The 23,640-nt window shown below is 73.7% G+C and carries 20 protein-coding genes and 1 pseudogene; 18 read left to right on the forward strand and 3 right to left on the reverse strand.

What is annotated here, in order from left to right:
• The first annotated feature begins 24 nt into the window (after nt 1–24).
• Nucleotides 25–801 carry an SDR family oxidoreductase gene (locus Q0L15_RS09325; protein WP_296603854.1) on the forward strand — a complete coding sequence of 259 codons (777 nt, stop codon included), beginning with the start codon at nt 25–27 and terminating at the stop codon, nt 799–801.
• Between the two features lie 39 nt (nt 802–840).
• Nucleotides 841–1,614, forward strand: a complete 774-nt coding sequence (locus Q0L15_RS09330) for an SDR family oxidoreductase (RefSeq protein ID WP_296603856.1) — start codon at nt 841–843, stop codon at nt 1,612–1,614.
• A 23-nt stretch (nt 1,615–1,637) separates the two neighbouring features.
• Here Q0L15_RS09330 and Q0L15_RS09335 read toward each other — a convergent pair whose 3' ends face one another.
• Nucleotides 1,638–2,561 carry a 3-oxoacyl-ACP reductase gene (locus Q0L15_RS09335; RefSeq protein ID WP_296603858.1) on the reverse strand — a complete coding sequence of 308 codons (924 nt, stop codon included), beginning with the start codon at nt 2,559–2,561 and terminating at the stop codon, nt 1,638–1,640.
• A gap of 161 nt (nt 2,562–2,722) precedes the next feature.
• Between Q0L15_RS09335 and Q0L15_RS09340 the strand changes: the two genes are divergently transcribed.
• From Q0L15_RS09340 to Q0L15_RS09355, 4 genes are read left to right on the forward strand one after another with little or no spacing between them, the layout of a single operon-like run.
• Nucleotides 2,723–3,883: a steroid 3-ketoacyl-CoA thiolase gene (locus tag Q0L15_RS09340; protein WP_296603859.1), complete on the forward strand. Its 1,161-nt coding sequence runs from the start codon at nt 2,723–2,725 to the stop codon at nt 3,881–3,883.
• Nucleotides 3,884–3,885: 2 nt separating this feature from the next.
• Complete coding sequence (locus Q0L15_RS09345; protein ID WP_296603861.1) at nt 3,886–6,126, forward strand: acyl-CoA dehydrogenase; 2,241 nt, start codon at nt 3,886–3,888, stop codon at nt 6,124–6,126.
• Nucleotides 6,127–6,136: 10 nt separating this feature from the next.
• On the forward strand, nt 6,137–7,009 hold the full coding sequence (locus tag Q0L15_RS09350; protein WP_296603863.1) for a MaoC/PaaZ C-terminal domain-containing protein: 873 nt from the start codon (nt 6,137–6,139) through the stop codon (nt 7,007–7,009).
• A complete protein-coding gene (locus Q0L15_RS09355; RefSeq protein WP_296603864.1) occupies nt 7,006–7,635 on the forward strand; it encodes a PaaI family thioesterase in 630 nt (209 codons plus the stop codon). Before Q0L15_RS09350 ends, Q0L15_RS09355 begins: the two co-directional genes overlap by 4 nt.
• A gap of 289 nt (nt 7,636–7,924) precedes the next feature.
• On the opposite strand, the gene Q0L15_RS09360 is transcribed toward Q0L15_RS09355, so the two are convergent.
• Complete coding sequence (locus Q0L15_RS09360; RefSeq protein WP_296603866.1) at nt 7,925–9,427, reverse strand: FAD-dependent oxidoreductase; 1,503 nt, start codon at nt 9,425–9,427, stop codon at nt 7,925–7,927.
• A gap of 119 nt (nt 9,428–9,546) precedes the next feature.
• Between Q0L15_RS09360 and Q0L15_RS09365 the strand changes: the two genes are divergently transcribed.
• Complete coding sequence (locus Q0L15_RS09365) at nt 9,547–10,155, forward strand: TetR family transcriptional regulator (RefSeq protein WP_296603867.1); 609 nt, start codon at nt 9,547–9,549, stop codon at nt 10,153–10,155.
• Between the two features lie 9 nt (nt 10,156–10,164).
• Here Q0L15_RS09365 and Q0L15_RS09370 read toward each other — a convergent pair whose 3' ends face one another.
• On the reverse strand, nt 10,165–11,808 hold the full coding sequence (locus Q0L15_RS09370) for a class I adenylate-forming enzyme family protein (protein WP_296603869.1): 1,644 nt from the start codon (nt 11,806–11,808) through the stop codon (nt 10,165–10,167).
• Between the two features lie 301 nt (nt 11,809–12,109).
• On the opposite strand from Q0L15_RS09370, the gene Q0L15_RS09375 reads away from it, so the two are divergent.
• From Q0L15_RS09375 to Q0L15_RS09425, 11 genes and pseudogenes are all read left to right on the forward strand, one after another.
• Nucleotides 12,110–13,510, forward strand: coding sequence for an ABC transporter substrate-binding protein (locus Q0L15_RS09375; RefSeq protein ID WP_296603870.1), 1,401 nt, complete (start codon nt 12,110–12,112; stop codon nt 13,508–13,510).
• A gap of 87 nt (nt 13,511–13,597) precedes the next feature.
• Nucleotides 13,598–15,907, forward strand: a complete 2,310-nt coding sequence (locus tag Q0L15_RS09380; protein ID WP_296603871.1) for an ABC transporter permease — start codon at nt 13,598–13,600, stop codon at nt 15,905–15,907.
• Nucleotides 15,894–16,637, forward strand: coding sequence for an ABC transporter ATP-binding protein (locus tag Q0L15_RS09385; RefSeq protein ID WP_296603873.1), 744 nt, complete (start codon nt 15,894–15,896; stop codon nt 16,635–16,637). Before Q0L15_RS09380 ends, Q0L15_RS09385 begins: the two co-directional genes overlap by 14 nt.
• On the forward strand, nt 16,634–17,374 hold the full coding sequence (locus Q0L15_RS09390) for an ABC transporter ATP-binding protein (protein WP_296603875.1): 741 nt from the start codon (nt 16,634–16,636) through the stop codon (nt 17,372–17,374). The genes Q0L15_RS09385 and Q0L15_RS09390 overlap by 4 nt, the downstream gene beginning before the upstream one ends.
• Before the next feature lie 2 nt (nt 17,375–17,376).
• On the forward strand, nt 17,377–17,730 hold the full coding sequence (locus Q0L15_RS09395; protein ID WP_296603876.1) for a hypothetical protein: 354 nt from the start codon (nt 17,377–17,379) through the stop codon (nt 17,728–17,730).
• Nucleotides 17,727–19,163, forward strand: coding sequence for an amidase (locus tag Q0L15_RS09400; RefSeq protein WP_296603877.1), 1,437 nt, complete (start codon nt 17,727–17,729; stop codon nt 19,161–19,163). Before Q0L15_RS09395 ends, Q0L15_RS09400 begins: the two co-directional genes overlap by 4 nt.
• A 140-nt stretch (nt 19,164–19,303) precedes the next feature.
• The gene (locus Q0L15_RS09405; protein WP_296603879.1) at nt 19,304–20,470 is read left to right on the forward strand and encodes an acyl-CoA dehydrogenase family protein; all 1,167 of its coding nucleotides are present in this window, start codon (nt 19,304–19,306) and stop codon (nt 20,468–20,470) included.
• The gene (locus Q0L15_RS09410) at nt 20,467–21,444 is read left to right on the forward strand and encodes an OB-fold domain-containing protein (RefSeq protein ID WP_296603880.1); all 978 of its coding nucleotides are present in this window, start codon (nt 20,467–20,469) and stop codon (nt 21,442–21,444) included. Before Q0L15_RS09405 ends, Q0L15_RS09410 begins: the two co-directional genes overlap by 4 nt.
• Nucleotides 21,444–22,544: an acyl-CoA dehydrogenase family protein gene (locus Q0L15_RS09415; protein WP_296603881.1), complete on the forward strand. Its 1,101-nt coding sequence runs from the start codon at nt 21,444–21,446 to the stop codon at nt 22,542–22,544. The genes Q0L15_RS09410 and Q0L15_RS09415 overlap by 1 nt, the downstream gene beginning before the upstream one ends.
• Entirely contained in the window at nt 22,541–22,936 is a 396-nt protein-coding gene (locus Q0L15_RS09420; RefSeq protein ID WP_296603883.1) for a MaoC family dehydratase, read from the forward strand. The genes Q0L15_RS09415 and Q0L15_RS09420 overlap by 4 nt, the downstream gene beginning before the upstream one ends.
• Nucleotides 22,933–23,640, forward strand: a pseudogene (locus tag Q0L15_RS09425) (lipid-transfer protein); the annotation flags it as partial. The gene Q0L15_RS09420 and the pseudogene Q0L15_RS09425, both read left to right, overlap by 4 nt.

Consider the following 23,640-nt stretch of genomic DNA (forward strand, 5'->3'; position numbering starts at 1 on the left):
CTCCGCCCATCCCAGGAGCAGCCCATGTCCCGTCTCGTCGTCGTCACCGGTGCCGCATCGGGCATCGGCGCCGCCGTCCGCGCGATGCTCGAGGAGGGCGGCGACCGGGTCCTCGGGGTCGACCTGCGCGACGCCGAGGTGGTCGCCGACCTCGGCACCGCCGCCGGTCGTGCGGCCGCCGTGGCCGGGGTGCTCGAGCAGTCGGGCGGCGTGGTCGACGGCCTCGTGACCTGCGCCGGGCTCTCGGTCCCCTCGGTGGCGCTCCCGAGCGTGAACTTCTTCGGCACGACCGAGCTCGTCGACGGGCTGCGGCCCGCGCTGGCCGGCGCCAGCGCTCCCCGCGTGGTGCTCATCGGCTCGATCTCGGGCACCCAGCCGGTCGACGACGCCCTGGTCGACGCGCTGCTCGCCGGCGACGAGCCGGCGGCGCGAGGACTGGCCGAGGCGGCGCTCTCTGATGGCCGGCCCCAGCAGCTCTACCCCTCCTCCAAGGCCGCACTCGCCCGCTGGGCGCGGCGTACCGCCGTCGCGCCGGGGTGGGCCGACGCGGGCATCGCCGTCAACGTCGTCGCCCCCGGCGTCGTGCTCACCGCGATGAGCGCCGCCCTCATCGCGGACCCGCAGATGAAGGCCGTCATGGACGCCGCGGTGCCGATGCCCCTGCACGGCTACGCCCAGCCCGAGGACATCGCCCGGGCCGTCGGCGTCCTGCTGTCCCCGTCGCTCACCCACGTCACCGGACAGGTCCTGTACGTCGACGGCGGCGCCGAGACCACCCTGCGCGGACCGTCCCGCTTCTGAGCATGCCCGCGCATCCCCGCGCCACGACCGAGGAGGACCATGAGCACGCAGGATCGACCCCTGGCCGGACGAGTGGCGCTGGTGACCGGCGCCGGACAGGGCGTGGGCCAAGGCATCGCCCTCGCGCTGGCGAGCGAAGGAGTCTCGGTCGCCGTGGTCGGACGGACCGCCCGCAAGCTCGAGGAGACCTGCGGGCTGCTGCGCGACCGCGGGGTCGAGGCCGAGGCCTTCGCCTGCGACGTCGCCGACACCGACGCGCTGCCCGGCGTCGTCGAGGCCGTCGTGGCGCGCTTCGGGCGGCTCGACGTGCTGGTCAACAACGCCTACGCCGGCAGCTACGGACCGCTCCTCGAGCTCAGCGACGACGCCTTCCAGAAGGGCTTCCGCACCGGCCCGTTCGCGGCGTTCGCCTTCATGAAGGCCGCCCACCCCCACCTCAAGGCCTCGGGCTACGGCTCGATCGTGAACCTCGTGACCTCGGCGATGGTGCGCTGGGACCCCACGACGTACGGCGCCTACGCCGCCGCCAAGCAGGCGCTGCGCTCGCTGACCCGCACCGCGGCGGTCGAGTGGGCGCCCGACGGCATCCGGGTCAACTCCATCGCCCCGCACGCGCTCTCGCCCGGGCTCCAGTGGTGGACCGAGAACAACCCCGAGGAGGCCGCGGAGTTCGTCGCCGCGATCCCGATGCGCCGCATCGGCGACTGCGAGCAGGACATCGGGCGCGCGGTCGTCGCGCTGGTCGGTCCCGACCTGCGCTACCTCACCGGCGCGACCGTCCCCCTCGACGGCGGCCAGGCGTTCTTCGGCTGACCACCTGCGGCCGCCGTCGTCGATCAGCGCGCGATGTTCTGCACGCCGGTCGTGTCCAGCTGTGCGACCGAGTACGCCGCGAAGGTCTGGTGCGGGGACCGGTCGGCGAAGTGCGGCACCAGCTGCTCGTCGAGCTCGGCGAGGGTGAACGCGCCGGTGGCCGAGGTGAACTTCCGCTCCACCGTCGGCGCGGCCATCAGCGCGACCATGTCGCCGTACACGACGAACACCTGGCCGGTCACGGCCGCGGCGGCGGGCGAGGCGAGCCAGGTCACGAACGTGGCGACCCGCTCCGGGGCGAGGATGTCGAGCTCGTTGCCGTGCGGGTCCTCGTCGAAGACGTTCGCGGTCATCTCAGTGCGTGCGCGCGGGCAGATCGCGTTGGCGGTGACGCCGTAGCGCGCGAGGCCCTGCGCGGTCGAGAGCGTCAGCGCGGTGATGCCGGCCTTCGCGGCTGCGTAGTTGGGCTGGCCCGCGGAGCCGAAGAGGAACGCCTCCGAGGAGGTGTTGACCACGCGGCCGTAGACCGGAGCGCCCGCCGCCTTGGACGCGGCGCGCCAGTGGACGGCCGCGGCCCTCGAGAGGGCGGCGTGGCCCTTGAGGTGCACCCGGATCACGTCGTCCCACTGGCTCTCGGTGAGGTTGAAGATCATCGTGTCGCGGGTGATGCCGGCGTTGTTGACCACGACGTCGAGGCTGCCGAAGCTCGCCACGGCCGTGTCCACGAGCCGCTGCCCCATGCTCCAGTCGCCGACGTCGCCCACCACCGCGACGGCGCCGACCCCGAGCGCCTCGATCTCGGAGACGACCTCCTCGGCGGCCGGGCCCATGTCGTTGACCACCACGTTGGCGCCGGCGGCCGCGAGTGCGAGGGCCTCGGCCCGGCCGAGGCCGGCTCCGGCGCCGGTCACGACGGCGGTGCGGCCGGCCAGGTGGTTGCTGCTCATCGGGTCTCCTCGATCCAGTGGTGGCGGTGAGCGCACCGTAGGTCCGGTCCGCGGCCCGTCGGCGTACGGCGTCCGACTGGGTGGGACTTCGCGGGACCTCCTCGCCCCGGCGGCGCCTAGCCTGCGGCCACCCCGACCCGCCCCGACCCGAAGGAGCTCCGATGCCCGAGGCCGTGATCGTCGAGGCGGTCCGCACCCCTGTCGGACGCCGGTACGGCGTGCTCGCCGGCCTGCACCCCGCCGAGCTGCTCGGCGCGGCCCAGACGGCCGTGGTCGCCCGCGCGGGCATCGACCCGGCCACGGTCGGCCAGGTCATCGGCGGGTGCGTGACCCAGGCGGGGGAGCAGTCCAACAACGTGACCCGCAACGCTTGGCTGCACGCCGGGCTGCCCCCCACGACCGCGTGCACCTCGATCGACTGCGCCTGCGGCTCCTCCCAGCAGGCCGTCCACCTGATCGCGGGCCTGATCGCCTCCGGCGCCGTCGATGCCGGCATCGGCTGCGGCGTGGAGTCGATGAGCCGGGTCTTCCTCGGCGCGGCGATCACCCCCGGCGGCGGGCTGCCCACGCCGGACTCGTGGAGCATCGACCTGCCCGACCAGTTCACCGCCGCCGAGCGGATCGCGCAGCGCCGCGGTATCACCCGCGAGCAGGCCGACGCGCTGGGCCTCGCGTCGCAGCGCAAGGCGGCGGCCGCGTGGGCCGAGGGCCGCTTCGACGCCCAGGTCGTCCCGGTGACCGCGCCGGTCCTCGGCGAGGACGGCCCGACCGGCGAGACCGTCGAGGTCACCCGCGACCAGGGCCTGCGCGAGACCAGTGCCGAGGCGCTGGCGGGGCTTCGGACCGTGGTCCCCGACGGCATCCACACCGCCGGCAACTCCTCGCAGATCAGCGACGGCGCCGCGGCCGTGCTGCTGATGAGTCGCGAGCGCGCCGAGGCCGAGGGGCTGCGCCCCCGGGCCCGCATCGTCGCCTCCGGCATGGTCGGCGCCGACCCCTACTACCACCTCGACGGACCCGTCGACGCCACCGCGCACGTGCTGCGCGCGGCCGGCATGAAGCTCGGCGACATCGACCTCGTGGAGATCAACGAGGCCTTCGCCTCCGTCGTGCTGTCCTGGGCCCAGGTGCACGACGCCGACCTCGACCGCGTCAACGTCAACGGCGGCGCCATCGCCCTGGGGCACGCCGTCGGGTCCACCGGCGCCCGGCTGATCACCCAGGCCCTGCACGAGCTCGAGCGGCGCGACGCGTCCACCGCACTGGTGACGATGTGCGCCGGCGGCGCCCACGCCACCGCCACGATCATCGAACGGATCTGAGGATGCCCCGACCGACCAGCAGCGGCAGCCTCGGGCTCGACCGCGACCACCTCGACCTGCGCGACTCGGTGCGCACCTTCCTCGAGCGCCACGTCCCCGAGACGGTCGTGCGCAACGCGGTCGAGGCCAAGACCGAGGAGCTGCCGCCGTTCTGGGGTGAGCTCGCCGACCAGGGCCTGCTGGGGCTGCACCTCCCCGAGGAGGTGGGCGGCGCCGGGTGCACCCTGCTGGAGACCGCCGTCGTCGTCGAGGAGCTGGGCCGCGGCCTGGCGCCCGGACCCCACCTGCCGACGGTGCTCGTCTCCGCCGTGCTGCACCGGGCCGGGCACGACGCGTGGCTCCCTGACCTCGCGTCCGGGGCGACGTCTGCCGCGATCGCCCTCGAGCCGGGCACGCTCACCGGCGTACGCGCCGCGACGGGCGCACTGACGGTCTCCGGTGTCTCGACCCCCGCCCTCGGTGCCCAGGTCGCCGGCGTCCTTCTCGTGCCGGTCGCGGTGGCGAGCGACGGCGGTGACCAGGAGCTGGTCTGGGTGGTCCTCGACCGGGCCGCGGTCGAGACCGACGAGGAGCCGAGCCACGACCCGACGCGTCGGCTGTCCCCGGTGCGGGTCGAGGTGACCGTCGACGCGGCCGACGTGCTCGACATCGACCCGTCGCTGCCGCGCGACCTGGCCGCGACGCTCTTCGCTGCCGAGGCGTCCGGTCTCGCCGACTGGGCGACCTGGACGGCAGCCGAGTACGCGCGCGTCCGGGAGCAGTTCGGTCGCCCGATCGGCCAGTTCCAAGGCGTCAAGCACCGCACCGCCTGGATGCTCGCCGCGTCCGAGCAGGCCCGGGTCTGCGCGTGGGACGCCGCCCGCGCCCAGGGGCCCGCGGCGGACCCGGAGCAGGCCGCGCTCGCGGCCGCCGTCGCCGGCGCGGTGAGCGTCGAGGCGTCCTTCCGCACGGCCAAGGACTGCATCAACACCCTCGGCGGCATCGGCTACACCTGGGAGCACGACGCCGGGCTCTACCTGCGACGGGCACAGACGCTGCGGTTGCTCCTCGGCCCGACCAGCGCCTGGCAGCGCCGCGTCGCCGAGCTCACCCGGGCCGGCGTACGTCGCGAGCTCGGCATCGAGCTGCCGCCTGAGGCCGAGCGGATCCGGGCCGACGTACGAGCCGAGCTCGCCGCGGCGGCCGACCTCGACGCCGACGAGCAGCGGCGCTACCTGGCCGAGCGCGGCTACACGAGCCCCCACCTGCCGGCCCCCTGGGGCAAGGGCGCGGACGCCGTCACCCAGCTCGTGATCGCCCAGGAGCTGCACGCCGCCGGCCTGGTCCCGCACGACATGGTGATCGGCAACTGGGTCGTGCCGACCCTCGTCGAGCACGGCTCCGCGCAGCAGGTCGAGCGGTTCGTGCCGCCGAGCCTGCGCGGCGACCTGGTCTGGTGCCAGCTCTTCAGCGAGCCCGGCGCGGGATCCGACCTCGCCAGCCTCACGACCCGCGCCGACAAGGTCGAGGGCGGCTGGCGGATCAACGGCCAGAAGGTCTGGACGTCCGGCGCTCGCGAGGCGGACGTCGGCATCCTCCTGGCCCGGACCGACCCGACCGCGCCCAAGCACCGCGGCATCGGCTACTTCCTGCTGGACATGGCGGCGCCCGGCATCGACATCCGCCCGCTGCGCGAGCTCACCGGTGAGGCCCTGTTCAACGAGGTGTTCCTCGACGACGTCTTCGTCCCCGACGACCTGCTCGTCGGCGGTCCCGTCGACGGCTGGCGACTGGCCCGCACGACGCTGGCCAACGAGAGGGTCGCGCTCTCGTCCGACTCCGCCTCCCTCGGCTCGGGCGTCGACACGCTCCTGGAGCTGGTCGCGCATGAGGCCGCCCTCGACGACGAGCGGTCGACGCGGCTCGGCAAGGTCGTCTGCGACGCGCAGTCCGGCGGCCTGTTCGCCCTGCGCACCGCGATCCGCCGGGTCTCCGGAGCCCAGCCCGGCGCGGAGTCCAGCGTCGCCAAGCTGCTCGGCGTCGCGCACATCCAGGAGGTCTGGGAGATCGCGATGGAGTGGCAGGGTGCCGCGGCGGTCCACGGCGCCACCCGGCGTCGTACGCCGACCTGGTCGTTCCTCTCCAGCCGCAACCTCTCCATCGCGGGAGGCACCACCGACGTCCAGCTCAACATCATCGGCGAGCGGATCCTGGGGCTGCCCCGCGACCCCGAGCCGGCTGCCGCCCCCGTCCGCAGAGCCTGAGGAGGACGTCGTGGCGATCGACCCCGAGGTGGCCCTGGCCGCCGACCCCACCGTGCGCGAGGTCTCGTGGACCTCGCGCGACGTCCTGCTCTACCACCTCTCGCTCGGTGCCGGGCGCCAGGCGGACGCCGACCCCGAGCTCGCCTGGACCTTCGAGCGCGACCTGCGGGTGCTGCCGACGTTCGCCGCCGTCGCCGGGCAGGGGGTCTCGGCGGGCGACGTCGCGGCGCCGGGCATGTCGATGCCGGGCGTGGACATCGACCTGCGTCGGATCCTGCACGCCGGCCAGGCGCACACGTTCCATCGGCCGATCCCCGCCTCGGGCAGCGCGCGGATCTCCTCGCGGGTCGCCGAGGTCTGGGACAAGGGCAAGGCAGCGGTCATCGTGCTCGAGTCGAGTGCGGCCGACCTCGACGACCAGCCGCTGTGGACCTCGCGGATGCAGATCTGGGCGCGCGGTGAGGGCGGTTTCGGGGGCGACCCCGGGCCGGGGGACTCGCGTCCGGGACCCGAGCGCGACCCCGACCACGTGCTCCTCTCGCCCACGACACCGGGCCAGGCGCTGCTCTACCGGCTCAACGGCGACCTCAACCCGCTGCACGCCGACCCCTCCTTCGCGGCCGCGGCCGGGTTCGCCCGGCCGATCCTGCACGGCCTGGCGTCCTACGGCATCGTGGCGAAGGCGCTGGTGGACGGCCTCCTCGGCGGCGACCCGACGCGGCTGGCGTCGATCGCGGTGCGCTTCGCGGGCACGCTCGTCCCCGGCGAGACGATCCGCACCTCGGTGTGGCGCGAGGGCGATCGTCTCGAGCTCGTCGCCACCTGCCCGGAGCGCGATGACGCCCCCGTGCTCTCGCACGCGAGCGCGGAGGTGCGCGGATGAGCGACGGCATCCTGGCGCGAGGCCCGCTCACGGCGACCCCCGACAACGAGGGGGTCGACGCCGCCGTGGCCGCGGCCCGACGCGTGATCGCCGCGCTGCTGCACGCGGGCAACGGGTCGGCCGCGGAGATGACCGACGTCGCCGCTCGCCTCACCGAGGTCGCCCAGCACCTCGAGGAGCACGCCCCGAGCCGCGAGGAGCGGCTGGTGGACATGTGGGCCGGCGAGGGCGTCACTCGGCACGACCCGGTCACCGGACCGGAGAACGCGATCGCCCCGCCGCTGCCGCTGCGCGGGCTGCCCGACGGCTCCATCGTCGGTACGGCGACGCTCGGCCTGCCGTACCAGGGACCGCCCGGCTGCGTGCACGGCGGCGTCTCGGCGCTGCTGCTCGACCACACCCTCGGCGTCGCCAACGCCTGGGCGGGTGTCTCGGGCATGACCGGCACGCTCACGCTGCGCTACCACCGGCCGACGCCGCTGTTCGTCGAGCTCACCGTGCGCGCCCGCCAGGTGTCGGTCGACGGCCGCAAGATCCGGACCACCGGGGAGATCCTCGCCGGCGACGAGGTCTGCGTCTCCGCCGACGGCCTCTTCATCGACAAGCACCTGCCGCGCCCGCGCTGACCGCCGAGTCGGGCGCGTCTGCCGGTGGGGTGGTCCGCCACCGCGTGCCGGAGCCACCTGTCGAGATGCCGCCGAGGCCAGGTCGCGGGACGTCATACGACCCGGTTGCTCGGACAGCCGCCTCGTATGACCTCCGCCGGGCCGCCCCGGGGAGGTCATACGAGGAGGGTGTCCTGGCGACCAGAAGGTATGACGTCCCGGGTGGTCACAGGTTGGCGGCCCCCGGAAGGACACCGACCCACCCACACATGCACCAGGGGAGCCCGGGTCCCGCTGGGTCCCCGCTGAGTCAGCCCGTGGTCGGCAGGTGCTCGACCGCCCGCAGGGCGAACGCCATCGCGGTGCCGATCGGCGCTCCCGGGCCCGGGTAGACCCGACCCGTCGGTGACGCGCTCGCGTTGCCGATCGCGTAGAGCCCGGGCAGCGGCTGCCCGGCCGCGTCGAGGACGCGGGCGTCGACGTCGGTGACCAGGCCGCCCTTGGTGCCGAGGTCGGAGAGCACCAGCCGGGCCGCGGTGAACGGCGGCTCGGTGACCGGCACCAGCACGGGGTCGGCGAAGTAGCGGTCGTACTCGTCGCGCCCGCGCCCGAAGTCGGTGTCCTCCCCGGCGGCGGCGAGCTCGTTGAAGCGCTCGACGCTGGCCCTCAGCGCCTCCGCCGGCACGCCGATCTGATCCGCGAGCGCGGCCAGGCTCTCGGCTCGGGCCCAGGTGCCGGCCGCCAGGTGCTCCTCCGGCGTGCCGCCGGGCAGGGAGATCGCCGGCAGCCGGCCGCCGGAGCGCGCGTCGAAGACGACGTACGACGAGACCCGCGCGGGGTCGGCGGCCATCTGTCGCCCGAACTGGTCGTAGGGCAGCGACTCGTTGGCGTAGCGGCGGCCGCGGCTGTCGACGACGAGACCGCCGCGGAAGCCCAGGGTGAACGACGCGCCGCCGTCGGGCATCGCCAGGCCGGGACACCACCACGCCTCGTCGAGCAGGTCGGTGTCGGCGCCGAGCGCGACCGCGGCCGCGAGGGCCGACCCGGTGTTGCTCCCCGCCGGCGCCATCGTCCACGCCGCGTCGCCGGGGACGCCGTACCGCTCGCGGGTCGCGGCGTCGCGCTCGAACCCGCCGCAGCCGAGGACCACGCCTCGCGAGGCGGTCCACCGCCGGCGTACGCCGTCGACGGTGGCGCTCACGCCGACGACGCGTCCCTGCTCCTCGATGAGCCCGTCCACGTCGGCGCCGGTCACCACACTGCCGCGGCCGCTGCGCTCGAGCGCGAGCAGCAGCCGGCCGATGAGCGCCCGGCCCTGGGCGAGCGGTCCGTCGGGGTGACCGAGACCGGCACGGTCGCGGTCGACGGCGGGGCGCACGAGGTCGGCCAGCGCCCCGATCTCCTCGCGGGGCAGCGGGGTGGGCACGAACGAGCGTCCGCGCGCGACCCTCCCCGGGCGGTCGAAGTAGTCGGGGAAGGGCTGCCACTCGAAGATGATCGCCGGGTCCTGCTCCAGCGCGGCCACCACCCGCGGCGCCGCCTCCAGGAACGCCTCGCGGCGCTCGACCTCCGCGTCGCCGAGCAGCGCGGTCAGGTAAGTGCGAGCCGACTCCGTCGAGTCCGGCACGCCCGCGCGCTGCTGCACGTCGCTGCCCGGGAGCCAGCAGGCGGCGCCGGAGTACGCCGAGGTGCCGCCCAGCAGGGACGTCTTCTCCAGCACCAGCGTCCGGTGCCCGGCGCGCGCCGCCAGCGCGGCGGCCGTCATCGCTCCCGCGCCCGAGCCCACCACGACCACGTCGTACTCCTGCGTCATCGCACCAGCCCAGCGGAACCGCCCGACCGGCGCTGTGCGCTGTCCCACTGACCGGTAGCGTGCTCCGGGGCACCCCGCGTGCACGGCGGAGAATGGTGCGATCGAGCCCAGGGGGAGCAGTGCCACGAGTTGCCGAGGACCGGCCGCCGGCCGAGCCGTCGTCGCCCGAGCAGAAGGAGCGGTACGACCGCATCCTGCGGGCCGCCGCGCGACACGGCGCTGAGAAGGGTCTGGAGCGCGTCCAGATGCACGACGTCGCGCGTGACGCGGGCGTCGCCATCGCCACGCTCTACCGCTACTTCCCCTCCAAGACCCATCTGTTCACCGCACTGATGCGCGCGCAGGTGGAGCGGCTCGGCGGGCTGGCGGTCGAGCGGCTGCCGGGCCAGGCGCCCGAGGACGCGATCGCGGGCCTGCTGCTGCGCGCCGGGCAGGAGCTGTTGCGGACCCCGCTGCTCGCTCACGCGATGATGCAGTCCAACAACGCCACCGTCGCGCACACGCCGAGCGCCGGCGTGACCTCGGTGTTCACCCACCTGATGCTGGAGGTCGGTGGCATCGACGAGCCGACCCCCCGCGACCGGCGCATGCTCCGGCTGCTCGAGCAGGCGTGGTACGGCATCTTGATCAGCGCGCTCAACCGGCACATCACCCTGGCCGAGCTCGAGGACGACACGGTGCTGATCTGCCGCCTGCTGCTGCGCGAGCGGGACGACGCCGCCGGCTGAGGACCCGCCTCAGATGCCCACCTGGCGGCGGACGACCTTGCCGGTGGCGTTGCGCGGCAGCGGGGTGGTCGTGATCCGCCACTGTGTGGGGACCTTGAAGTAGGCGAGCTCCGCCGTCGCGTGCGCGCGCAGCCGTTCCTCGAGCGTGGCGAGGTCGGCATCGGCGGTCGGCACCACCACGGCGGCCACCTCCTGGCCCAGGTCGGGGTGGTCGACGCCGAGCACGATGCACTCGACGACGTCGGGGTGGTCGGCGAGCACGCCCTCGATCTCGGCGGGGTAGACGTTCTCGCCGCCGCGGATGATCAGGTCCGACCGGCGGCTGCTCAGGCTGATCCGGCCCTGCTCGTCGCGGACCCCGAGGTCGCCGGTGTGCAGCCACCGATCGCCGCGGATCGCCTGCACGGTCGCCACCTCGTCACCCCAGTATCCGAGCATGTTGTAGGCGCTGCGCACGCAGATCTCGCCCTCGACGCCGTCGGGGACCGGGTGCCCGAGGCTGTCGCGGACCTCGAGCTCGACGCCGACGATCGGGTGGCCCAGCGTCCCGGGCGCCTCGGCGAGGTCGAGCGGGCTCGCGACGGCGACCGCGGTGCACGACTCGGTCAGGCCGTAGCTGTCGACCAGCGAGGAGGCGAACGGCAGCTCGGTCCGCAGCCGCTGCTTGAGCTGCGGTGAGGAGGGGGCCGAGGCCAGGGCGAACGCGGTGAGCGAGGAGGTGTCGTACGCCGAGAGGTCGGCCTCGAGCAGCCGCGCCGCCATCGTGGGCACCGCTCCCCAGTTGGTCACCCGCTCCTGCTCCACCAGTCGCATCACCGGGTCGACCCGGAACGCCCCGAGGTGCAGCGCGACCGTGCTGCCGGTCGCGAGCCGCGGGACCGCGAGGTTGTGCAGGCTCGCGATGTGGAAGAGCGGCATCACCAGGAGGTAGGTGCGGTCGCGCGGATCGGTGGGGTCGCCGAACGCGGAGAGGATCGCGTCGTTGAGCCGGTGGTACTCGACGACCGAGAGCAGGTTGCGGTGCGAGTGCGTGGCGCCCTTGGGCCGCCCCGAGGTTCCTGAGGTGTAGAGGATGACCGCGGGGTCGTCCTCGGCCACGTCCGCGGTCGGCAACGGTGCGTCCGGGTGGGCGGCGGCGAGACGGCGTACGTCCTCGAGCCCGAGCACGGGCACCGCCGCGCCCGCGAGCATCTCCTGCCGCTTGGTGTCGGCCACGACCAGCGTCGGTCGTGCGTGCTCGAGCCCGTAGGCGAGCTCGCGGGCCGACCACCAGGCGTTGAAGCCGACCGTGACGGCGCCGATCGAGGCGGCGGCCCAGAACGTGAGGATCCACTCCGGCGTGTTCGCGGCGGCGATGGCGATCCGGTCGCCCGCCCCGACGCCGTGCTCCGTGCGCAGGGCGTGGGCCAGGGACGACACCATCGCCGCGTGCTCGGCGAAGCTGATCCGCTCCTCCAGCGTGGCGATGTAGGTGCGGTCGCCGTGCTCGAGGCTGGCCGCGAGCACCTCGTGCAGCGCTCGGTGCCGGTGGGCGAAGAGGGCGACGGGCGCGCCGAGCACGTCCTCGCGCACGAGCTCGAACGGAGCGCCGGGCGCGGTGAGCCCGGCGACGACCTGGCGGGCGGCGAGACGGGGGTCGGTCTGCGCGGTCATGGACTCTCCTGCGGGCACTCGGGTCGACGGCGTGGCCAGTGTCGGCGGGCCGTGACCGGCGCCACAGGGACTGTACCGATCAGCGGGACGGGCGCCCCGGCCCGGCGCCGAGGGGCGCTGTCCCGCTGACCGGGACAGCGGCCCCGGAGGTGGTCGCCGTCACACACATGCTCAGCCCGCAGGTCCGGGTTCCTGCTGCTACCGGGAGTCGTCGAGGGCGCCCGGTCGAGATCCACCGTCGTCCGCCGGTCGGCGGTGAGCGATGGCCAGCGACCGCTGTCGAGAAGGAGATTCGATCCAGATGAGAAACCTCAGAAGCGCGCACGGGGCCCGGCTGGGCATCGCCGCCCTGGCCCTGGCGCTCACCGCCACCGCCTGCGGCGCGGACCGCGAGGAAGCGGACGGCGGCGACACCGCGCCCGACAGCGCGACGAGCGAGTCGGCCTCCGGCACGACGTTCGGCGACCTCGCGTCGCCGTGCGGCGACGGCGACGCCGCCGGCGCGACCGACCAGGGCGTGACCGACGACTCGATCGCCATCGGCTACGGCGACGACCGCGGCTTCGCCTCGGCGCCGGGCCTGAACCAGGAGATGGGCGACGCCGTCAAGGCGATGATCGACTGGTGCAACGAGCAGGGCGGCATCAACGGCCGTCAGATCGTCGGGCACCAGTACGACGCCGCGATGACCAACGCCGCCGCGGTCGTGCAGAAGGCCTGCAAGCAGGACTTCATGCTCGTCGGCCAGGGCTTCGCCTACGACGAGGCGGCCGAGCAGTTCCGGGTCGGCTGCGACCTGCCGACGGTGGCCGGCTTCGCGATCGGTCCGAACGCGACGATGGGCCCCGACAAGTTCGAGGCGGTCCCGCTGCCGGTGGACCACTACAACGCGGCGAACCTCGCCAGTGACATGGAGGTCTACCCGGAGGTCGAGGGCGGCGTCACGGCGCTCGGCTCGACCTCGCCGGCGATCCAGCAGGGTGTCGCGAAGGTCGTCGACGCCTTCGGCCAGATCGGGGCGAAGGTCGAGGACTGCGGTGTGACCCTGAGCCAGGACGGCGAGGCCAACTACGTGCCGTTCGCCGAGAAGCTCAAGGAGTGCAAGGCCGAGGCGCTGTGGATCACCAACAGCCCCAGCCCGATCGCGTTCGGCCTGCTCGAGGCGCTGCAGCGGGTGGACGCGAAGATGAAGTACGCGTTCGAGGCGACCTGGTACAACGACGTGACCAAGCAGTGGAACGCCCAGTCGCACGCCGCCGACGGCATGATCAGCGCGCTGGTCTTCCAGCCGCTCGAGAACGCCGACGTCGTCCCCGCCGTGCAGGACTACCTCGACATCGTCCAGGGCGCCGGCGCCAAGCCCGGCCTGCTCGGCATGCAGGCGGTCTCCAGCTTCCTGCTGTGGGCCGACGTGGCCAAGGAGTGCGGTGCCGACCTCACCCGCGACTGCATGGTCGAGGGTCTGAAGAACGTCCACGAGTGGACCGGTGGCGGCCTCCACGCCCCGACCGACCCGGGCGGGAACATGCCGGCGAGCTGCGCGCTCGTCGTCGAGCTCGAGGGTGACGAGTTCACGCAGGTGTTCCCCGAGGAGCGGGGCCAGTTCAACTGCTCCGACGACTACGTGGTTCCGACCGACCCGGCGGCCGCGGGCGTGAAGCTCGACGACAACCGGATCTCCACCGCCTTCGCCAAGCAGTAGCCCCTCCCGACCGCGGCCGGTCGCCCTGCGCGACCGGCCGCGGCCGGATCCACGTCCGTCCGAGGTGACCTCCGAGGTGAGCCGCACATGACCCTCTTCATGACCTTCACCGTCCTGGGCCTGGTGCTGGGAGCGGTGTACGCGATCGCCGCGTCCGGCCTGGTGCTGACCTACAACACCTCGGGCATCTTCAACTTCGCCCATGGCGCCCAGGCCATGATCGGGGCGTTCCTGTACTACCAGCTCCAGGCGGTGTGGGGCGTCCCGACGATCGTCAGCGTCGCGCTGATGCTCCTGGTCGTCGGGCCACTCATGGGCTTCCTGCTCCACCGGTTCGTCATGGGCGGCCTGCGTGACACCGCCGAGGTCACCAAGATCGTGGTCACGGTCGCGATCCTGCTCGGCTTCGTCGCCCTCTCCCAGTGGGCGTGGGACCCGCAGGAGGCGCGGATGTCGAAGATGTTCTTCGGCGCCGACAGCTACGTCACGGTCCGCGGCGTGACGATCCGCTACCACGAGATCATCTGCCTGCTGGCCGCCGCCGGCATCGCCGTCGGACTGCGTCTGCTCTTCACCCGCTCCCGGATGGGGGTGCTGATGCGCGCGACCGTCGACGACCCCGACCTGCTCCGGCTCAACGGGCACGACCCCGAGCGGGTGGCCGGGCTCGCCTGGGCACTCGGCTCCACCCTCGCGGTGCTCGCCGGCATCCTGATCACCCCGGTCGCCGGCGGTGCGCTCGAGGCCAACGCCCTCACGCTGCTGGTCATCGACGCCTTCGCGGCCGCGCTCTTCGGCCGGCTGCGCAGCATCCCCCGCACCTTCGTCGGCGCGATGGTGCTCGGTCTCACGAGCACCTACCTGGTCGCCTACGCACCCAGCGAGTGGACGTGGGTGACGAACCTGCGCGACGCCCTGCCGATGATCGTGCTCTTCGTCGTGCTGCTGGTGCTCCCGCAGGACCGGCTCCGCGGCGCTGCCGTGCGCACCCGTGAGCGTTACGAGGTGCCGACCGTGCGCCGGGCCGCGGTCTGGGCGGTGGTGATGGTCGTGGCGACGGTCGCGTTCCGCCAGCTCATCGACGACTCCAGCGTCGGCACCCTCATCCTCGGCCTCTCGTTCGCGATCATCGCGCTGTCGCTGACCGTGCTCACCGGGTACGCCGGCGAGCTCAACCTGGCTCCGGTGTCCTTCGGTGCCATCGCCACCATCGTCGCGTTCCACAGCGGCATCAGCGGGACCGGTCTGGCCGCCCGGATGAACCTCGTCGGCCTGGTCGCCGGTGTGCTGGCCGCGGCGGTGACCGGTGCGCTGGTGGCGCTCCCGGCGCTGCGCCTGCGCGGCCTCTACCTCGCGCTCGCGACCCTGGCGTTCGGTGGCTTCGTCTCCTCGATGGTCCTGCGCGAGACCCAGACCCGGTCCTGGTTCGGCCACGACTTCGCGATCTTCCCCAACGGCAACCTGATCGTCTCGCCGCTCGCCGTGGGACCGCTGGACTTCGCCGACCAGAACACCTTCCTCTACTCCGCGGCGGCCGTCTTCGCCGTCCTCGGGGTCGGGGTCGTCGCCCTGCGCAACAGCGGCTACGGTCGCCGACTGGCCGCGATGAAGGACAGCCCCGCCGCGGCCGCGATGCTCGGGCAGCGGCTGGTGCGGCTGAAGCTGTCGGTGTTCATGGTCTCGACGGCGATCGCGGGGCTCGGCGGCATCTTCATGTCGATGGCGCTCACGTCGGTCACCTCCGAGCACTTCGTCTATGTGCTGAGCCTCTCGCTCGTCATGCTCACGGTCGTCGGCGGCATCGGCTACGTCAGCGGTGCGCTCTTCGGCGGCCTGCTCGCCGGCGGCGGGTTCACGCTGGTCGTGGGCACCTTCAACGAGCTCTCGATCGAGCACCCGGTGCACGCCGAGACGTTCGGGATCCTCTCCCACTCCTTCCTCGTGATGACCGCCCTGGTCGGGATCGGGGTCGCCCAGAACCCGAGCGGCAACTTCTTCGAGATCTTCCACGGCCAGCGCACGCTCGCCCGGGCGCCGGAGGTGCGCTACACCGCGCTGGCGGTCACGGTCCTCCTCTACCTCCTCGCCTACGCCGAGGTGATCGGCACCTGGACGTTCGGGATCCTGGTGGTGGTCCTGTGGCAGGCGCTCCCGGCGCTGGGCCGCGCACTGCGGCCGGACCGGCTGCTGTCCCAGGACGAGCTGGCCGCGCGCGCCGCCACGCCGCTGGAGCTGCTGGGCGTCGACACGCCGTACCCCGACCGGCTCGGCGAGCGCCTCGACCGCGAGCTCGGCCTGCCCGCCCGCCACCGCCAGGTGACCCCGGTCCAGTCCGTGGTCATCGCGGCCGACCACTCGTCGCGTCCGGAGGAGGGCGTCCGTCATGTCACTGTCTGAGGTGCTGCTCGAGACCAGCGGGGTCGTCGTCCGGTTCGGCGGCAACACCGCCGTGTCCGACGTGGGCATCGACGTCCGGGCCGGGGCGGTCACCGGCCTGATCGGCCCCAACGGCGCCGGCAAGACCACGCTCTACAACTGCATCACCGGGATGCAGCGGCCCAACGCCGGCCGCATCGTCTTCGATGGCCGCGACATCACCCGGCTCTCCCCGGGCGCCCGCGCCCGGATGGGGATGGCGCGGACCTTCCAGCGTCTCGAGCTGTTCCTCTCGCTCAGCGTCCGCGACAACGTCCGGGTCGCCGGCGACATCGTGCGCGCCAACACCCGCCGCCGCGTCGACGTGGAGGCCGAGACCGACCGGGTGCTCGAGCTCACCGGGCTCACCGACATCGCCCACCTCGACGTCTCCGACATCCCCACCGGACGGGCCCGGGTCGTCGAGGTCGCCCGCGCGCTGATGACGCAGCCGCGGCTGCTGCTGCTCGACGAGCCCGCCTCGGGACAGACCGAGCAGGAGACCGAGCTGTTCGCCCAGCTCCTGCAGGGCCTGGCCGACGACGGCCTGGCTGTCTGCCTGGTCGAGCACGACCTGCCGCTGGTGATGCGGCTCTGCTCCCGCATCCACGTCCTCGACCACGGCGTGCTCATCGCCTCCGGCACGCCCGCGGAGGTGCAGGCCTCGCCGGCCGTGGTGGAGGCTTACATCGGCGCGGAGGTGGTCGCATGACCAGCACGGAGCTCACCGCCCCCGTCCCGGCCATCGACGAGGACCCCGTCCTCGAGCTCGTCGGCGTGCGGGCGGCGTACGGCGCCATCGAGGTGCTCAAGGGCGTGGACCTGCAGGTCCCGGCCGGCTCCGTCGTGGCGCTGCTCGGCCCGAACGGCGGCGGCAAGACCACCACGATGAAGGTCGTCAGTGGCCTGATGCCGACCACCGCCGGCGAGGTGTGGTTCGCCGGGCGCAACGTCACCGGCATCACCGCGACCGAGGCCAGCCGGCTCGGTGTCTGCTCGATCCCCGAGGGTCGCGGCGTGTTCGCCAACCTCACGGTGCGCGAGAACCTCTGGGTGGCCACCGGCACCGGAGCGCGGCTCGCCGACCTGGAGGAGGCGGCGTACGCCCGGTTCCCGCGGCTGGCCGACCGGCGCGGGCAGCTGGCGGGCTCCATGTCGGGCGGCGAGCAGCAGATGCTGGCCCTCTCGCGGGCCCTGGGCACCGACCCCGCCGTGCTCCTCCTCGACGAGCTGTCGATGGGCCTGGCCCCGATGATCGTCTCGGAGATGTACGACATCGTCGGCGGTCTCGCCGCCGAGGGCATCTCGATCCTGGTCGCCGAGCAGTTCGCCCGGGTCGTGCTGCCCATCGCCGACACCGCCGCGCTCATGCTCGGCGGTCGCGTCGTGAAGGTCGGCCGCCCGGCCGACGTCGAGGACGAACTCTCCACCACCTACCTGGGAGGCTGACCATGCTCACCGAAGAACGCCGCGCCGAGTTCCACCAGCAGGTCGCGGACCACAAGCTCAAGGCCGACGGCTCGCGGTCCGACCGACCGGTACGGATCATCGGCATCCTGCTCATGATCGGCGGTCTCGCCGGGGCGTTCGTCTCGTACAACGCCTCGCTGGCTCAGTCCGACACCCGGGACATCACCTCGAGCCTGATCCTGGCCGTCGCCTGCGTCGGCCTCGTCGTCGTCGGTGCGGCGATGTACGTCGCGACCGCGATCACCAAGGTGCTGCGGCTGTGGCTGCTGCGCCAGCTGGTCGAGGGCCAGGCGCACACCGACCAGATCGCCGCCGCCCTGCGCGACCGCGGGTGAGCGGCGAGCACCCGCTGGACCGCCTCGACGCCACCGGGCTGGTCGCGGCGGTCGGTGCCGGGGAGGTCACCCCTCGCGAGCTCGTCGAGGAGTCGATCGCCCGGATCGAGGCGCGCAACCCGGCGGTGAACGCGATCGCCCACACGCGGTTCGAGGAAGCCCTGGCCGAGGTCGACGCCGGGCTGCCCGACGGACCGCTGCGTGGCGTGCCGGTGCTCGTCAAGGACCTGTACGCCGACGTGGCCGGCCTGCCCTCGACACGGGGCAGCCGGTTGTGGGCCGACCACCGCCCCGCCGCGGACAGCGAGCTGGTGCGCCGCTACAAGGCTGCCGGTGCCGTCGTGCTGGGCACCACCAACGTGCCCGAGCTCGGCTACAACGCCAGCACCGAGGGCCGCCTGTTCGGGCCGTGCCGCAACCCGCGCGACCTCTCCCGCTCGACGGGCGGCTCCAGCGGTGGGTCCGCGGCCGCGGTGGCCGCGGCCATGGTGCCGGTCGCGACCGCAAGTGACGGCGGCGGCTCGATCCGCATCCCGGCCTCGATGAACGGTCTGTTCGGACTCAAGCCGAGCCGCGGGCGGGTGAGCCCCGCGCCGTACCCGACCCTGCTGTCGGGCCCCGTGAGCGTGCACCACGCCCTCACCACCACCGTGCGCGACAGCGCGCTGCTGCTCGACGTCGCCCACGGGTCGCTGCCCGGCGACGCGTTCGGCGCACCCACGCCCGCGGCGTCCTTCCGCGAGCTCGCGGGTCGCGCTCCCGGACGCCTGCGGATCGGGCTCGCGACCGCGCCCGGCGACGGAGCCCCGGCGAGCGAGCAGGTGCTGGCCGTGCTCCGCGCGGCCGCCGACCTGCTCACCGGGTTGGGGCACGATGTCGTCGAGACGGCGCTCGACCACACCCTGGCCGAGGCCCAGGGCGGGGGTGCGGTGCTGATGGGCGCCGGCCTGGTCGCCGGCGTCGACGCCCGGCTCGCCGAGCTCGGCCGGGAGCTGCGCGACGACGACCTCGAGCCGTTCACCCGGATGCTCTACGAGCACTACCGCGGCACGCTGACGGGCGCCGACGTGGCCCGCGCCCTCGAGACGGCGCAACAGGTCGGCTGGCGCCTGGGTCGGCAGCTGGACCGACAGGCGGGTGGCGTGGACGTCCTCCTGACGCCGACGCTCGCCGAACCGGTGCCGCCGCTCGGCCTGCTCGACACCACCCGTCCGGAGTCGATCTGGGAGCACGCCGGCCGGTACTCCTCGTTCACGAGCGTCTTCAACCTCACCGGGCAGCCGGCCATGTCGCTGCCGCTCGGGGCCGATGAGCACGGGCTGCCGATCGGGGTCCAGGTCGCCGCCGACCTCGGCCGGGAAGGGCTCCTGCTCGCGCTGGCCGCCCAGGTCGAGCGGACCGCGCCCTGGGAGCGCCACGCACCCCGCAACTGATCACCGCTGCTGACGCGACCTCCCGATCAGCGGGACCGCGGCCGGCCCTGGTGCGCGCCCGGCGCCTACGTTCGGCGCCGGTGGCCGCGCGCATCCGTGCGCGGCCGCCCCTCCATCCCGAACGACGCCCTGGAGGGTGCATGGACCTGCGAGAGACCCCGGCCCAGCAGGCGCTGCGCCAGGAGCTGCGCGCCTACTTCGCGGGCCTGCTGCCGCCCGACGAGCTGCGCGAGGTGTCCGAGCAGGGCGCCGGCGGCCCACGGTTCCGTGAGGTCGTGCGCATGCTCGGCCGCGACGGCTGGCTCGGCGTCGGCTGGCCGCAGGAGTACGGCGGCCGCGGCCTGAGCGCCGAGGAGCAGTTCGTGTTCTACGACGAGGTGCAGCGCGCCGGCGTGCCGTTCCCCCTCGTGACCGTGAACACGGTGGGCCCCACGCTCATGGCGTACGGCACCGAGGAGCAGAAGCGCACCTACCTGCCCGGGATCATCCGCGGCGAGATCGTCTTCGCGATCGGCTACACCGAGGCCGGGGCCGGCACCGACCTGGCCTCCCTGACCACGCGGGCCGTGCGCGACGAGGCGACCGGCGACTTCGTCGTCGACGGCGCCAAGATCTTCACCACCGGCGGCAACACCGCCGACTACGTGTGGTTGGCCTGCCGGACGAACCCCGACGCCCCCAAGCACCGTGGGATCTCGATCCTGGTGGTGCCCTGCGACGATCCCGGCTACAGCTGGAGCCCGATCCAGGCGGTGGGCGGGATGAGCGTCACCGCGACGTACTACAGCGACATCCGGGTGCCGGCCTCGAACGTCGTCGGCGAGGTCGATGGCGGCTGGCAGCTGATCACCGCCCAGCTCAACCACGAGCGCGTCGCGCTCGCCGCCCTCGGTGGGCGGATGATCCAGCTCTGGGAGCAGGTCGTGGCGTGGGCGCGCGAGACCGGAGCCGCTGAGCACGCCTGGGTCCGCTCGGAGCTGGCCCGTGCCCACGCCCGGCTCGAGGCGATGCGGCTGATGAACTGGAAGCTGACGACCGAGGTGGCCGGCGGCACCCTGAGCGGCGCGACCGCCGGGGCCGCGAAGACCTACGGCACCGAGACCCACATCGCGGTGCAGAGGATCCTGTCGCACGTCCTCGGCGCCGGTGGCCGGATCCGTCCCGGCTCGCCGGCCGCGGTCCTGCACGGCCAGGTCGAGCAGCTCTCGCGGCAGGGCATCGTCAACACCTTCGGCGGCGGCGTCAACGAGGTGCTGCGCGACATGATCGCCATGCAGGGTCTCGGCCAGCCGCGGTCGCGCCGATGAGCGCCCCCGCCGCCGACAGCACCGCCACGGACCCGGCGTACGAGCAGCGCCTCGCCGCCTTCGTCGGCACCGAGCTGCAGCCGCCGACACCGGGCCCCGACCCGGTCAACGTGCCGATGATCCGGCACTGGGTGGAGGCGATGGAGCTCACCAACCCCGTGCATCTCGACGCCGACGCGGCCCGGGCCACCGGGCGCGCGGACGTCGTCGCGCCCGCGGCGATGGTGCAGGCCTGGGTGATGCGCGGGTACGCCGCCACCGTGCGTCCGACCGCCTCCGCCGGCCGCTTCCAGGAGCTGGTCGACCTCCTCGCCGAGGGCGGCTACACCTCGGTGGTCGCCACCGACTCCGACCTCGAGATCCTCCGCGAGCTGGTCCCGGGCGACCGGGTGTCCGTCGAGGAGGTCGTCGAGGAGATCGGCCCGGAGAAGCGGACCGGCCTGGGCGTCGGACGCTTCGTCACCACGCTCAAGACCTACCGGGACGCCGAGGGCGAGGTCGTGGCCACCCAGCGCTGGCGCACGCTGCGCTTCCGCCCGCAGGAGAAGCCGGCCCCGGCGGAGCCCACGGCCGTGCGCCCGCGCCCGGCGATCAACCGCGACAACGCCTTCTGGTTCGACGCGGCGCGCGAGCACCGGCTGGTCGTCCAGCGCTGCTCGGACTGCGGCGCGCTGCGCCATCCGCCGGGTCCGATGTGCCCCGAGTGCCGCAGCCTGGCGTGGGACACCGTCACCGCCGGCGGCGAGGCGGTGCTCTACAGCTGGGTCGTGGCGCACCACCCGCGCCACCCGGCCTTCGAGTCGCCCTATCTGGTCGCGGTCGTCGAGCTGGCCGAGGGCACTCGCCTGATCACCAACCTGGTCGACCTCGACGCCGCCGACCTCGAGGTCGGCATGCCGCTGCGGCTGCGCTGGCTCGACGCCGACCCCGATCTCACGCTGCCCGTCTTCGGCCCCGCCGATCAGGAGGACTGATGGACTTCACCCTCGACGAGGACCTCGTCGCGCTGCAGACCCTGGCCCGCGAGATCTTCACCGACCGCGCGAGCACCGATCGGGTGCGGGCGGTGGAGACGAGCGAGACCCGCGTCGACGAGGAGCTGTGGCGCGCCCTGGCGACGTCCGGCCTCACCGGCCTCGCCGTGCCGGAGGCGCACGGCGGCGCCGGCCTGGGGCCGGCCGCGCTCGCGGTCGTGCTCGAGGAGCAGGGCCGCACGGTCGCGCCCGTGCCGCTGTGGCCGACGGCCCTCGCGGCGCTGCTGCTCGGCGAGGACGGCGACCGGCACGCCGCGCTGCTGGCCGAGCTCGCCGACGGGACGGCCCGGGTCACCGTGGCGCTCGAGGAGTACGGCGCCGCCGACCCGCTCGAGCCCCAGGCATCGGCCGCGGGTGGCGCCGAGGGGTGGCGGCTCTCCGGGGTGAAGGCGGCCGTGCCGACTCCCCTCGGAGCCGCGCACGTGCTGGTGTCCGCAGCCACCGACCAGGGTCCGCGGCTGTTCCTCGTCGCCACCGACGCACCCGGGGTCACCTGGCACCTTGCACCGGTCACGACCCACGACTTCGCCGGTGAGCTTGTGCTCGACGGCACGCCCGGCGAGCCCGTCGGTGGAGCCGACGCCGTGGCGGACGCCGTGCGGCTGGGCCGGGTCCTCATCGGAGCCGTCCAGGTCGGCGTCGCCGAGGGCGCACTGGCGCTCGCGGCGTCGTACCTCGCCGAGCGCGAGCAGTTCGGCCGGCCGCTGGGCAGCTTCCAGGCCGTGCAGCACCAGCTCGCGGACTGCTGGATCGACATCGACGCCATGCGCGTCACGCTGTGGCAGGCGATCAGCGACGCAGAGGAGGCCGGCCCCGCAGCCGGTGCCTCCGCGCTGGTCGCCAGCTGGTGGCGCGCCCAGGCCGGGCTCGACGTCGTGCACCGGGTCCAGCACGTCCACGGCGGCATCGGCGTCGACGTGGACTATCCCGTGCACCGCTACTTCCTGTGGGGCAAGCAGCTCGCCGGGACGCTCGGCGGACCGGCCGCGCTGCTCGCCGACCTCGGCGAGCTCGTGGCGACTCCCGGAGGCCACGCGTGAGCGCGGTCGGGGAGCAGCTCCCGCAGCAGCAGGTGCCGCTCACGCGCACCTTCATCGTGGCGAGCGCGATCGCGAGCCGGGACTTCCAAGACGTCCACCACGACCCGGGCCTGGCCGTCGAGCGCGGCTCGAAGGACGTCTTCATGAACATCCTGACCAGCAACGCGCTCGCCGAGCGCTACGTCGTCGACTGGGCCGGCCCGAGTGCGCGGGTCCGGCGGATCAAGATCCGGCTGGGCGCGCCCAACTACCCCGGCGACACGATGGTGCTCAGCGGCGAGGTCGTCGCCGTCGAGGGGACCCGGGTCGAGGTCGCGGTGCGCGGCGAGAACTCCCTCGGCACCCACCTGAGCGGTGCCGTCACCGTCGAGCTCCCGGAGAGCGTCTCGTGAGCGGGGTGCGGGGTGCGGCCGCGATCGTCGGCATCGGCGCCACGGAGTTCTCCAAGGAGTCCGGCCGCAGCGAGCTGCAGCTCGCGTGCGAGGCGGTGAGCGCCGCCCTCGACGACGCCGGCATCGCGCCCGGCGAGGTCGACGGCATGGTCACGTTCACCGCCGAGTCGAGCTCGGAGAACCACGTCGCCCGCAACGTCGGCATCGGCGACCTGACCTTCTTCTCCCGGGTCGGGCACGGCGGGGGAGCCGCCTGCGGCACGGTGGCCCACGCGGTCGCGGCGATCACGGCGGGTCTCGCCTCGGTCGTCGTGTGCTGGCGTGCCTTCAACGAGCGCTCGGGCGAGCGCTACGGGCTGGGCCAGGCCGGCCGCCCGATGGACACGAGCGCGGATCGCGCGGCGTACAGCTGGATGACGCCGTACGGGCTCTCGACGCCGGCGCAGTGGGTGGCGATGTACGCGCGCCGCTACATGCACGAGTACGGCGCGACCTCCGAGGACTTCGGCCGGGTCGCGGTGGTGGACCGCAAGCACGCGGCCACCAACCCGCACGCGTGGTTCCACGGCCGGCCGATCACGCTCGAGGAGCACCAGGCCTCGCGCTGGATCGCCGAGCCGCTGCACCTGCTCGACTGCTGCCAGGAGACCGACGGCGGCCAGGCCCTCGTGGTCGTCTCCGCCGACCGGGCGCGCGACCTGTCG

It is taken from the genome of Nocardioides sp. (assembly GCF_024509035.1).
Classification (GTDB): domain Bacteria; phylum Actinomycetota; class Actinomycetes; order Propionibacteriales; family Nocardioidaceae; genus Nocardioides.